Annotated in this window: 11 protein-coding genes; 6 read left to right on the top strand and 5 right to left on the bottom strand. The window is 69.5% G+C overall.

Going from position 1 to position 12,279, the window contains the following annotated elements:
- The first annotated feature begins 66 nt into the window (after positions 1-66).
- Complete coding sequence (locus K8625_RS37600) at positions 67-771, top strand: hypothetical protein (protein WP_223751699.1); 705 nt, start codon at positions 67-69, stop codon at positions 769-771.
- On the opposite strand, the gene K8625_RS37605 is transcribed toward K8625_RS37600, so the two are convergent.
- From K8625_RS37605 to K8625_RS37615, 3 genes are all read right to left on the bottom strand, one after another.
- Positions 761-1,684 (bottom strand): diacylglycerol kinase family protein, encoded by a 924-nt coding sequence (locus K8625_RS37605; protein WP_223785408.1) that lies wholly within the window; start codon positions 1,682-1,684, stop codon positions 761-763. The genes K8625_RS37600 and K8625_RS37605 overlap by 11 nt on opposite strands.
- Positions 1,685-1,840: 156 nt before the next feature.
- Positions 1,841-2,278: a hypothetical protein gene (locus tag K8625_RS37610; RefSeq protein WP_223785409.1), complete on the bottom strand. Its 438-nt coding sequence runs from the start codon at positions 2,276-2,278 to the stop codon at positions 1,841-1,843.
- Between the two features lie 310 nt (positions 2,279-2,588).
- Positions 2,589-3,476, bottom strand: a complete 888-nt coding sequence (locus K8625_RS37615) for a PhzF family phenazine biosynthesis protein (RefSeq protein WP_223785410.1) — start codon at positions 3,474-3,476, stop codon at positions 2,589-2,591.
- Positions 3,477-3,599: 123 nt separating this feature from the next.
- Between K8625_RS37615 and K8625_RS37620 the strand changes: the two genes are divergently transcribed.
- Positions 3,600-5,006 (top strand): PLP-dependent aminotransferase family protein, encoded by a 1,407-nt coding sequence (locus K8625_RS37620; RefSeq protein ID WP_223785411.1) that lies wholly within the window; start codon positions 3,600-3,602, stop codon positions 5,004-5,006.
- A gap of 3 nt (positions 5,007-5,009) precedes the next feature.
- Here K8625_RS37620 and aspS read toward each other — a convergent pair whose 3' ends face one another.
- Entirely contained in the window at positions 5,010-6,827 is a 1,818-nt protein-coding gene (aspS, locus tag K8625_RS37625) for an aspartate--tRNA ligase (RefSeq protein WP_223785412.1), read from the bottom strand.
- A gap of 322 nt (positions 6,828-7,149) precedes the next feature.
- Here aspS and K8625_RS37630 point away from each other — a divergent pair, with 322 nt between their 5' ends.
- The 3 genes from K8625_RS37630 (at position 7,150) to K8625_RS37640 (ending at position 9,641) form a co-directional block, all read left to right on the top strand.
- Entirely contained in the window at positions 7,150-8,433 is a 1,284-nt protein-coding gene (locus K8625_RS37630; protein WP_223785413.1) for a hypothetical protein, read from the top strand.
- Positions 8,433-9,215 (top strand): hypothetical protein, encoded by a 783-nt coding sequence (locus tag K8625_RS37635; RefSeq protein WP_141327837.1) that lies wholly within the window; start codon positions 8,433-8,435, stop codon positions 9,213-9,215. Before K8625_RS37630 ends, K8625_RS37635 begins: the two co-directional genes overlap by 1 nt.
- 186 nt (positions 9,216-9,401) lie before the next feature.
- Positions 9,402-9,641: a YHS domain-containing protein gene (locus K8625_RS37640; protein WP_046714783.1), complete on the top strand. Its 240-nt coding sequence runs from the start codon at positions 9,402-9,404 to the stop codon at positions 9,639-9,641.
- 57 nt (positions 9,642-9,698) lie between these two features.
- Here K8625_RS37640 and recJ read toward each other — a convergent pair whose 3' ends face one another.
- Complete coding sequence (gene recJ, locus K8625_RS37645; RefSeq protein WP_223785414.1) at positions 9,699-11,414, bottom strand: single-stranded-DNA-specific exonuclease RecJ; 1,716 nt, start codon at positions 11,412-11,414, stop codon at positions 9,699-9,701.
- A gap of 227 nt (positions 11,415-11,641) precedes the next feature.
- On the opposite strand from recJ, the gene K8625_RS37650 reads away from it, so the two are divergent.
- Positions 11,642-12,241 carry an outer membrane beta-barrel protein gene (locus K8625_RS37650; protein ID WP_223751706.1) on the top strand — a complete coding sequence of 200 codons (600 nt, stop codon included), beginning with the start codon at positions 11,642-11,644 and terminating at the stop codon, positions 12,239-12,241.
- Positions 12,242-12,279 lie beyond the last annotated feature (38 nt).

The following is a 12,279-nucleotide window of genomic DNA, read 5'->3' on the forward strand; positions in this document are numbered from 1 at the left end:
CCGCAGATGTGGGCCCCGGAGCGCTCCCGTACCTTGGCCTCGTCTCGCAGCACACGGGAGGCTCGCATGTCTTTCTATGCCCTGGCTCGCACGCTCCACATCACCGCGGGGGTCATCGGGTTCACCGCGCTCTGGCTGCCCCTGGTGGCCCGAAAGGGCGGCACGCTCCACAAACGCGTGGGTTGGGTCTACGTGGCGGCGATGGCCGCCGTGTCCCTCACCGGCTTCCTCCTGTCCGGCTGGCGGTTCCTGCACGACCCGGCACAGCGCTCCGCGGCCCTGTTCTTCATCTACATCAGCGTCCTGAGTGGCACGTCCGCGTCCATGGGCGTGCGAGTGCTGCGCACCCGCGCGAGGACGACTGCGAATCGCAATCCCTTTGACATCGGGATGTCGGCGCTGACGCTCGTGCTCGGCCTGTTCACGGCGGCGTGGGGGCTCGCGGTGAGCATGCCGTTGCTCTGGGGCTTCTCGTTCGTGGGCATCTTCCTGGGAGCGTCATCGCTCCGCTACTGGCTGCGCCCGCCCCAGACACGCATGCACTGGTGGTTCGAGCACATGGGCGCCATGGTGGGCTCGGGCATCGCGACGCTGACGGCGGTGCTCGTGGTCAACGCGCGACACCTGGGCATCAACGGCATGCAGCTCGCGGTGTTCCTCGGGCCCACCGTGGTGGGCGTCACCGGGCTCAAGCTGTGGGAGCGGTACTACCTGAAGAAGTTCGCGCCCAAGTCCCGCGCCAACGTCGCCACGGCGCCGGCTACACCTTGATGCGGATGGCCGAGGGCAGGAGCGTGAACGTCGCGGGCAGGCGGCCCGGCGTCTCGCCATCGACGTCGAGGAACACCTCCTGCTCGTCGACGGGCTCGGCGTACACGGACTGGCAGCGCAGGCGGCGCGTGCCCTTCCAGGTGACGTGGGAGCCGTTGTAGACGCCCTTCGACTTGAGCAGGAAGTCGCTCAGGCCGTAGCCGGACCAGATGGTGATGTCGAAGGCGCCGTCGTGGGTGATGGCGTCGGGCGCGACGAACATGCCGCTGCCGAAGTAGCGGCCATTGGCCACGGCCACGGCGGTGACATCGAGCGTCTCCGCGGGCCCGCCGTCGGTGGACACCTTCACCTTGCGCTCGGTGTACTTCACCAGGCCCTTCAGCGTGCCCCAGACGAAGCTGAAGTTGCCGCCGAGCGCCTTGCTGCCGCTGTTCACCTCGCGGGCCACCACCGCGCTGACACCGAACGAGGCGATGTTCGCGAAGTAGCGCGTCGCGGGCTTGCCGTCGTTGTCGATGAAGTCGAGCCGGCCCACGTCGAACGGCTCCGTGGTGTCGGTGCGCAGGCGCTCCAGGGACGACTCCAGGTCCAGGCCCCAGCCGAAGGTGCGGCGGAAGTCGCCGCCGGTGCCACGGGGGATGAGGCCGAGGGCGGCGTTCGGGTTGATGGCCTTGCCGTCGCGGAAGAAGCCGTTCGTCACTTCGTTGAGGGTGCCGTCACCGCCCACGGCGACGATGCACTCGTAGCCCTGGTCGATGGCCTCGCGGGTGATGCGCGCGGCGTCCATCCCGCCCTGGGTGAAGCCATGCCCGAAGTCGCCGAGCACCCTTCCCACCTGCGCGGCAATCTCCACCCAGCGCTTTCCAGTCTGACCATTCGCGCTGCGCGGGTTGACCACGAGGAACGTCTTCATCGGCACCTACCCCTCCCTGTAACGCCCCTGTTTACGCGGTTGTGGCGCCAACCTCCACTTCGCGACACCCCTCCCCAGGTCGTCCAGGTCCCCGCGACCCCGCCCCTCCGCTGACGCAGCGCACAGGCCCCGGCCGTTTGAGGCACGACGATGCCGTCACTCCACGTCCACCTCCCGGGCGAGCGACACATTCCAGTCAGAGGGCAGGTCCGCGTCGCAGAAGGTGCAGACGAACCACCGCTCCTTCACCAGGGTGACTTCACCGCACGCAAGGCACCGCCGGAAGTCCATCGCCCCGGTGAAGCCGGTGGGCGAGTGGAGCCCCAAGGGCGCCAGGGCCCGGGCCACGACCGCCCAGCAGGTGACGTCCGGGCAGTAGCCGGTGGACAGGTTCGAGACCTCGGCGACGGAGGGCTGTCCTGCATCCAGCCGGAAGCGAAGCTCTCCGGCCGCGAGCACCTCTTCGCCGTCCGCGCATGCGACGTGCTCGGAGCGGCGCGGAGCCAGACGCAGGCGTCCGAGCAGGTCGACGACGTAGGTCGCTCCTTCGCTGAAGGCCTCCGGCTGAACGGAGAGCCAGGAACGGAGCGCCAACGCAGACGTCACGGGTGTCCCGGGAGTCCCGAGCGAGCGCTGTCGTATCTCCCGGGACCCCACATAGCTGTAGGCAAGCAATCGCATGCGGCGCGGACGGGCTGGCTGCCCGACACGGACAAGAAGCCACAAAAAACGCGAGGCGCAAGCCCAGACGCGTCTCACCGCAGCGCCAGCTCGGACTTCATCCGCGAATCGAGCAGTCGCTCGGACACAGTCCCGCTGCACGATTCAAACGCGCAGCGGGCCGTCGAGGACTGTCACCGCGGACTTCACCAACGGGCCCGAGAGGACCTTCGAGCAGTCCGAATCAAACGCACAGCGAGCCTTCGAGCACCGTCACCGCGACACCGCCGATGCGGGCCTGCTCGGGATGGCCCGCGCGACCGGAGACCTCGACCTCGATGCGCCCCGGCTTGCCGATGGCGTCGCCCTGTTCGATGCGCGCCCGGACCGTTCCACCCGAGGCCGGCAGTTCCAGCGCACCGTGCATCGCCAGGTACATCCCGAGCGGCCCCGCGGCCGAGCCCGTCACAGGATCCTCCGGCACCCCCAGCCCCGGCACGAAGTAGCGCGAGTGCGCCACGCTCCCCGCCTCACGCGTCTCGCGCGTGAAGACATACAGACCACGCAGCCCATGCGGCCGGAGCAACTCCGCCAGCGCCCCCGAGCGCGCCGCCAATGCCCACACATCCTCGCGCCGACGGAACGGCACCATCAGCCGCTGTGCATTGCGCCGCACCGGGAGCGTCGCATCCACCATCTCCACCGTCCCGCCCACCAACGCGAGCACCTGTGACAGCGCAACCGGCGACTCCAGCCACGGGTTCTTGGGCGTCACGATCCACGCGCGGCTGCCACCCGACTCCAGCGCCTCCAGTTCCACGTCGAGCCCCCCCGCCGCGCACTCCAACCGCGTCGCCCCGGAGCGCGGCAACAGCCCTCGCTCGGCTAGCAGATGGAACGTCGCCACAGTCGCGTGGCCGCAGAAATCAATCTCCGCCTCCGGCGTGAAGTACCGCAGCTTCACTCCCTGCGCTCCGGGGCCCGCCAACACGAAGGCTGTCTCCGACGCGCCCACCGCCGCGGCGATGCGCTGCATGGCGTCCACGCCCAGCCCCGCCGCATCCAGGACCACGCCCGCGCGGTTGCCGGCTCCCGGCGTCCGCGTGAAGGCATCGACAATGCTCACCTGCATGGTGTGCTCCTCCGCTGGCCACCTCGCTCGATGGCCGAGGATTGTACCGAAACAATCGACCTCAAGAATCGACACAATCGATGCATTGCGCGGAGCCGCCCGTCAACCGTATGAATTGTCACCATGACAATCTGGACGCCCAACCTCCGCGACCGAGAGGGTCCGCTGTACCGGGTCATCGCGGATGCGCTCGGCGCGGACATCGAGGAGGGCCGCCTCGCTCCGGGGACACGCCTGCCAACCCACCGGGAGCTCGCTGAGAAGGTCGGCGTCACCGTGGGCACGGTGACCCGGGCCTACGCGGAGGCGGAGCGCCGAGGCCTCATCGGCGGAGAGGTGGGCCGAGGCACCTTCGTGCGCCACCGCGACACGCCCCGCCACCTGCCCTCCCCCGCACCAGATGAAGGGGATGACGCCCTGGTGGAGCTGGGCCTCAACTGGCCCGCCACGCCATCAGGCGACCCGGCCGGCACCGCGTTCGCGAAGACCCTGGACGCCGTGCAGCGCTCGCCCCGCGTCGCGGAGCTGCTCGAGTACGCCCCGCACCTGGGCCACCTCTCGCACCGCGAGGCCGGCGCCGAGTGGATGTCCCGCTTCGGCCTCGACGTGTCCCCGGCGCGCGTCATGGTGTGTTCCGGTGGCCAGCACGCGATGGAGGTGGCGCTCAATGTCCTCACGCGCCCGGGCGACACGGTGCTCTGCGAGGCCCTCACCTATCCGGGCCTCAAGGTGCTCGCCAGCCGCCTCCACCTGCGTCTGCAGGGCGTGGCCATGGATGCGCAAGGACTTGTGCCCGAAGCCCTGGAGGCCGCGTGCCGGGGCGGCGCGAAGGTCCTCTTCTGTCTGCCCAATCTCCAGAACCCCACCGGCGCCGTCATGTCCGAGGAGCGCCGCCGCCGCATCGCCGCCGTGGCTCGCAAGCACGGGCTCTCCGTCGTGGAGGACGACGCCTACGGGCTGCTGCTCGACAAGCGCCCACCCCCGCTCTGCGCGCTCCTGCCCGAGTCCGGCTGGTTCATCGCGGGTGTCTCCAAGCTGCTCGCCCCGGGCTTGCGCATCGGCTACCTGGCGGCGCCCGAGGGCCCTGGTACGGAGCGCCTCGCGGAAGAGGCCGCGCTCGCCTCACGCATGACGCCCGCGCTCACGGCCGAGCTCGCCGCGAGATGGGTGAACGACGGCACCGCGGACGAGCTCGTCACCCGCCGTCGACGCGAGGCCCGGGAGCGACTGGAGCTGGCGAAGGAAATCCTTGGAGACAGGCTGCGACGCATTCCCGCGAACCACGTCACCTATCACCTGTGGCTCGAGCTGCCCGGCGGCTTCCGCGCGGAGCCCTTCACGTCGCAGGCCCGGCGGCGCGGAGTCTCCGTCACACCCGCCGAGGTCTTCAGCGTGGGGCCCGCCACCGCGCCGGCGGCGGTGCGCCTGTGCCTGGGAGCACCGCGCACCCGCGCCGCGCTGGAGAAGGGCCTCCAGCGCCTGAAAGACACGCTGGAGGGAGGGCCGGAGCCCCTCGCCTCCATCGTCTGACGACTACTTCTGCGGCGGCGGCACCGGACGGACATGCAGCTCGCGCAGCTGCTTGTCGTCCACGTCGCCCGGCGCGCCCGTCATCAGGTCCGTGCCCGTCTTCGTCTTCGGGAACGGAATCACGTCGCGCAGCGACTCGGAGCCGGTGAGCAGGAAGGCGAGCCGGTCCATGCCCAGCGCGATGCCACCGTGCGGAGGCGCGCCGTACTTGAGCGCGTCCAGCAGGAAGCCGAACTTCGTCTGCGCCTCCTCGTCGCCGATACCCAGCGCCTTGAAGACCTCCGCCTGCACCTTCGGGTCATGCAGACGGATGGAGCCGCCGCCAATCTCGAAGCCGTTGAGCACCACGTCGTAGCGGTGGCACTTCACCCGGCCCGGCTCCGTCAGAAGATATTGCACGTCGCCATCGTGCGGCCGCGTGAAGGCGTGGTGCGCCGCCACCCACGTATTCGTCTCCTCGTCGTGCTCGAACAGCGGCGGGTTCACCACCCACAGGAACTTCCACTGGCCGCCGCTGCCGTACTCCGGAATCAGCCCCAGCTTCTTGGCGACATGCACGCGCAGGTTCGCCATCACCGTGTGGACCAGCGCCTCCTTGCCGAACTGGAACAGGATGAGGTCGCCCGTCTTCGCGCCCACCGCCTGGTTGATGGCCGCGCGCAAGGCCGGCGTGATCGTCTTGGACAGCGGCGACTGCGTCCACTCGCCACCCTCCGCCACCTTCGCGCGCGCCAGGCCCTTGGCGCCCGCCTGCTTGGCGAACTCCTCCAGCTTGTCGCTCTCCGCGCGGCTCATCGCCTTGTCCGCGGGGATGACCATCGCCTTGACGATGCCCTTGTTCTGCACCGCCTCGAACATCATCGGCACGCCGCCCGCCTCGCCGTGCTCGCGAATCAGGTCCGTCAGCACCGTGTGCTCCAGCCCGAAGCGCAGGTCCGGCTTGTCGTTGCCGTACTTCGACATGGACTCGTAGAAGTCCATGCGCATGAACGGCGTGGGCACGTCGATGCCCAGCACCTCGCCCCACAGCTTCTTGATGAGCCCCTCGATGATGGTGAAGATGTCGTCCTGGCTGACGAAGCTCATCTCCACGTCGATCTGCGTGAACTCCGGCTGCCGGTCCACGCGCAGGTCCTCGTCACGGAAGCACTTCACGATCTGGAAGTACCGGTCGAAGCCCGCCACCATGAAGAGCTGCTTGTAGAGCTGCGGGCTCTCCGCCAGCGCGTAGAACTTGCCCGCGTTCATCCGGCTGGGCACCAGGAAGTTGCGCGCGCCGCCGGGCGTGTACTTGCCCATGAACGGCGTCTCCAGCTCCAGGAAGCCCTGGTCCACCATGTACGCCCGCGTCAGCGCGTTCATCTGCGAGCGCGTGCGCAGCGACTTCTGCAGCGGCGCGCGGCGCAGGTCCAGGTAGCGGTGCGCCAGCCGCTTCTCCTCCGACGTGTCGATGGAGTCCTCGATCGGGAACGGCGTCGGCTCCGAGCGGTTGAAGATGGTCAGGTCGCTCGCCTGGACCTCGATTTCACCCGTCTTCATCTTCGGGTTCACGTTCTTGCCGCGCGACACCACCTTGCCGCGCACGCCGATGCAGTACTCCAGCCGAAGGCTGCCCGCGAGGCCATGCGCCTCCGCGTGGTCCGGCTCGAACACCACCTGCGTCAAGCCGTCGCGATCCCTCAGGTCGATGAAGACCGCGCCACCATGGTCGCGTCGATTGTGCACCCAGCCGAAGAGGACGACCTCCTCGCCGACATTGCGCGCCGTGAGCTGGCCGCAGGTGTGGGTACGCTTGACCTCGGAGATGAACGGGACCGCCATAAAGACCGCCTGCGCTGTGCGTAGAGGGAAAAGGCGCGGCACCATAAAGAGCGTGGAAACGATGCGTCAAGGAGTCCGCGCCGGCCTGACAGCTCCCAGACGGTCGCCGCCTGACGCGCGTTCCTGACGGCCCCGGAAAGCCCTGCCCGCCCGACGTCGACCTGCCTGGAGAACCTCACGGCCCCACGGCATCGTCCCCGCGGCCAGGATGCTCGGCCCCCTGCCCTGTCCGGCCGCGCGCCCACACCCCGCGTCTCCCTCACGCGCCGCTGGCACCCGGAGGGGAATACACGTTCCGCCCGGACCGGAGTAAAACGGCCCCATGCTCCGAACAGTCATCGCCACCACCGCCGTGCTCGGCCTGGCCGCCGGCTGTGCGCCCGACCCGAGCGCGCCGGTCAAGATTCGCGCCCTGGTGCTCTCCAGCAACGGGCAGTACATCCCCGAGGAGGTCGAGCTCAAGACGGTCTCCGACATCGTCGGTCTCAGCGGCAGCGTGGCCGACCTGCACGGCGGCGCGCGCATCGTCCTGGACCCCAACGACCCGGACCTCGGCGGCGCCACCACCCCCGAGGCCTTCGTCAACGCCCTGCTCAAGGACGAGGGCCGCGACGTCACCGCCAGCTACATCACCCAGGGCGACGTCCTGTGGCCGGCGGACTTCCACACCTGGAACATGGTGACGACGTATTACAACCTCGAGCGCGCCTTCGATTACTTCCGCGAGGTCACCAACATCCCGGTCGCGGACTTCAAGAAGCCCCCCAGGACGTACTACTTCCCCGAGTTCCGCACCCCCGCCACCGACAAGGACCCCCTGCGGGACAACGCCTTGTACTTCTCGGCGATGGACTCCTTCTTCATCCTGCCCTTCGACGAGCTGCAGCGCGCGCCGCTCGCCATCAACGCGGGCGTCACCACCCACGAGTACGCGCACCGCGTCTTCAACCAGAAGGCCTACGGCGGCAACCCCTTCCCGCAGGCCCTGGGCACGTGGTCCGACGGCGGCGGCCCCAGCCCGGGCGCCAACATCCTCAAGTCCATGGACGAGGGCCTGGCGGACCTGCACGCCTACGGCGCCACCTGCCGCTCCAAGAACGGCTGTGACACGCGCTTCCTCTCCACGTCCTTCGAGGGCCAGTACGGCGCCGTCGCCGACGAGCGCGACCTGGCCCGCTCGGACCGCTGCATCGACGAGAACCTGCGCGACACGCTGCTCAGCGCCAACCTGAACCAGTTCGAGAACTACTACCGCGTGGGCACCATCCTCGCGAGCGCCCTGTACCAGGCGGGCGAGGCCACCGGGCAGCGCGACATCCTGCTGCGCTCCATCGTCACGGCGTACAACGACGAGTCCACGACCACGCCGGGCATCCTGCAGCTCACCCGTCAGTACCTGTCGGACCAGACCAAGTTCACGCTCGCCGTGGCGGTGACTCCCATCATCACCCACATCACGGACCTGCGCCTGAAGGAGGCCGTCTGCAACGAGGTGATGGACCACCTGCAGATTCCCCGGGATCTGCTCGTCGGCACCACCAATCCCAACCTCTGCCCGCCCAGCGCCGCGGGCGGCACCACCTGCCCCCGCCTGAGCGAAGACTGATGAGAACCGCCACCGTGAAGACCTGGCTCACCCGCTGCCTGCTGGGCGGCCTGCTCGTCGCGCCCGCCGCCCACGCGCAGACCGATGACGACCCGTACGCCTATCCGGAGGACGAGCCGGGCCCCACCCAGGAGCAGCTCGACGAGGAGGAGGCCTACGAGCGCCGCCGCCGCAACGCGGACCAGGTGGAGGAGTTCCGCGACATCTCCGAGCAGGAGGGCGAGGACGGCGACTTCAAGCGGCTCGCCGGCATCGACGACCCCAACAAGGGCTTCGCCGCGGAGCTGCTCGCCGGCGCGCTGCTGCTCGACTCGTCGCGAGGCCGCTTCGCCGAGCCCGTGCTCGGCCTGGGCATCCGCGCGACCTGGGAGTACGGCCGCATCCTCGACATCGAGCCCTTGCGCGAGGCGCTCTGGGCGGACCTGCGCTGGACGTACGGCAGCCAGAGCGACGGCACCCGGTTCCTGAAGGGCCGCTCCAGCCAGCACTACTTCACCCTCGCCCCCGCCTACGAGTTCAAGTTCGGCAAGTCGGACTTCGGTGTCTTCGGGCAGGTGGGCGGCGGCATCGCCTACCAGGCCACGTCCATCACCATCGACACCGCCGAGACGAAGGTGAACGGAATCAAGCCCGTCATCCAGTACGGCCTGGGCCTGCGCGGACGTCCCCGCGTGTTCGGCGACAGCAACATGAGGCTGTCCCTGCGCCTGGAGGCCATGGGCTTCCGCCGGGGCTACCTCAACGACTTCTTCCTGGGCGGCAGCGCCGGCATCGCCTTCTGAAGAACACTTCCCGGCCGCGCTCGCTCCCACGCGGGCGCGGCCGAGTGGAAGTTTTTCCACCTCCTGCCCACCGTGCGTTCCCCCGCCCCTCGGCATTCCGAGGAGTTGGGGGTTGGCATATGCCCTGCTTGTGTCCACCGTCGGGTGTGGGCGTAGAGCCCTCAGGGCGGCGCGGGGAGGCGAGGCATGACAGGCGTGCAGGGACAGACGCAGGGCCAGGGCAAGCACTGGGATCCGGTGTGCGGCAAGCAGTTGGAGACGCCGGAGGGCCAGCCCTCCTCGGAGTACAAGAAGCGCCGGTACTTCTTCTGCTCGGAGCGGTGTCGCCACACCTTCGAGCGTCAGGCGGAGCGCTTCCGTCTCAACGAGCTGGCCCGCGTGGGCGCGCTGATGACGCCCGGCCGGGTGCGCTGGGGTCTTGCCTGAGGTGACACCCGCGGGCCCGCGCGTCACCCGCGAGGGCCCGCCTCACAAGCCAAGGGCTCAAGCGGCGACGCGCACGTCCTTGAGGCGCAGCGACAGCTTACGCTGGCCCCGGAAGGTGTCGAAGCCGGCCTGGAAGGCCAGGTCCACCGGCCCCTCCACCAGCCGCACGCGGTCCGCCATGCCGAAGCCGATGGCGTCCAGCTCCGGCGCGTCCAGGAGGGCGAGCTTGAGGTGGCCGTGGCTGCCCGCGGACTTGGCCGGCAGCACGCGCGGACGGGCCACCTGGTGGCGCAGCACCAGCACGGGCTCCGGGTTGCCCTGACCGAAGGGCCCCAGCCGCTGGAGCGCCTCCACCGCCGTGGCGTCCAGCTCCCGGGGGCTCACCACCGCGTCCACGCGGCAGCGGGGGATGAGGTCCTCGGGGGACAGGCGCTGGAGGGCAATCTTCTCGAAGGCCTCGCGCAGCGCGGGCAGCTTGTCCGCGTCGATGGTGAGGCCCGCGGCGTGCTTGTGTCCGCCGAACCTGGTGAGCAGCTCCGAGCAGCCGCTGAGCGCGTCGAACAGGTGGAACGCCTCGATGCTGCGCGCCGAGCCCTTCCCCACCCCGTCCTTCACCCCCACCATGACGGTGGGCCGGTGGTAGCGCTCCACCACGCGCGAGGCGACGATGCCGATGACGCCCGGGTGCCAGCCCTCGTCGTAGAGCACGAAGCCGCGCGCGTCCTTGCGCTCCTCCGCCTGGGCCAGCGCCTGCGTGAGGATGGTGCTCTCGATGCCCTGGCGCTCCGCGTTGGCCCGGTCCAGGACCGACGCCAGCGCGCGCGCCGACTCGAGCGACTCCGAGCAGAGCAGCTGCAGGCCCAGCGACGCGTCATGCAGCCGACCCGCGGCGTTGATGCGAGGCCCCAGCCGGAAGCCCACCTGGCCCGCCGTGATCGGGGTGTCCGGGTCCATCCCCGCCACCTCCTTCAGCGCGCGCACGCCGGGACGACGCGCGGCGGTGAGCTCCTGCAGGCCGTGGGTGACGAGGATGCGGTTGGCGCCGGTGAGCGGCACCACGTCCGCCACCGTGGCCAGCGCCACCAGGTCCATCAGCGCCTTGAGGTTGGGCTCCTTGCGCGTGGCGAAGTAGCCGTCGTCGCGCAGCCGCTTGCGCAGCCCCATGCAGAAGTTGAAGGCCACGCCCGCCGCGCACAGCGCCTTGGTCGGGTACTCGCAGCCGGGCTGGTGCGGGTTGAGCACCGCCACCGCGGGGGGCAGCGTGGGCGGCACCGTGTGGTGGTCCACCACCACCACGTCCAGCCCCAGCTCCTTCGCGCGGGTGATTTCGGCCACGGACGTGATTCCGCAGTCCAGCGTCACCAGCACCCGCGTCCCATCCCCGGCGATGCGCTCCACCGCGCCCAGGTTCAGGCCGTAGCCCTCATCCAGCCGGTGGGGGATGTACGTGGCGAGCTGCGACATGCCCAGCTCGCGCAGGAACAGGAACAGGAGCGACGTGGAGCACACCCCATCCACGTCGTAGTCACCGTACAGCGTCACCTTCTCGCGCTTGTGCAGCGCGCGCACCAGCCGCTCGACGCCCGCCGCCATGCCCTTCATCCGGAAGGGGTCCGGCAGGTCCGCCAACCGGTCCGACAGGAACGCCGAGGCCGACTCCGGCGTCCGGTATCCCCGGTGCAGGAGCACCCTCGCCGCGAGCGGATGGAGCGACAGCTCCCCAGCGAGCGACCCCACCTCCTCCTCGACCACGTCTGGAAGCAACCACCGCACTCGCGAGCTCCCCTCCTCGGCGCACGGAACTCCTCCGTGGCCGGGACGAAATCTTGACACGCGAGACAGTACCTCAGACGTCTGACGAGGAAAGTCCAACCTGGGGCACGACATTTCCCTTCCTGCTCACGCGTTCAGGCATGCGCTTGCTCCTTCGCCTGCCGGTGGGAGGCGCGCCGTGCGCCCGGTGCACAGCTTGAGTGCACACCACCTGATAGGGAGGACGCATGTTTTCAAGGGGTATCCAGGTTGGCGCGCTGGCGCTCGCGATTCTCGCTGCGGGCACGGCCTCCGCGCAGGAGCGCAAAGCGGGCAAGCGCGGTGACGTCAACGTGTTCCTGAAGGGCGGCCTGGGCGACTACACGGGCAACCTGGGAGATCTGACGAGCACCGGTCCGTCGTGGGGTCTCTCACTCAACGTGCAGCCCACCACGTTCCTGGGGTTCGAGCTCGGCTACGAGGGCTCGCAGAACGGCATCAACGACGTGCGCATCCTCGACGACGGCCCGTCCATCGTCCGCCAGGGTGGCAGCGCGCTCGTGAAGCTCTCCCCGCCCATGCTCACCGCGGTGCGGCCCTTCGTCGGCGCGGGCTTCGGCCTGACGTACGTGGACGTGCGCGGCACCGGCGGCGGCTTCTACGACAACGACACCATGGAGGAGGTGCCGCTCGCCGCGGGCCTGGAGTTCAACAGCGGCGCGCTCACCGCGGGCCTCCGGGCCACCTACCGCCTGCTGATTGACGACGCGGGCTTCGCCAATGGCGCGGTGGAGGACTCCGACGGCGGCCTCTTCGACGCCTCCGTGACGCTGGGCGCGCGCTTCTAGCGCGACGTCCCGCTCCAGAAACACCGAGGGCCCTGAAC

This window comes from Myxococcus sp. AS-1-15, from assembly GCF_020037055.1.
GTDB lineage: Bacteria > Myxococcota > Myxococcia > Myxococcales > Myxococcaceae > Myxococcus > Myxococcus fulvus.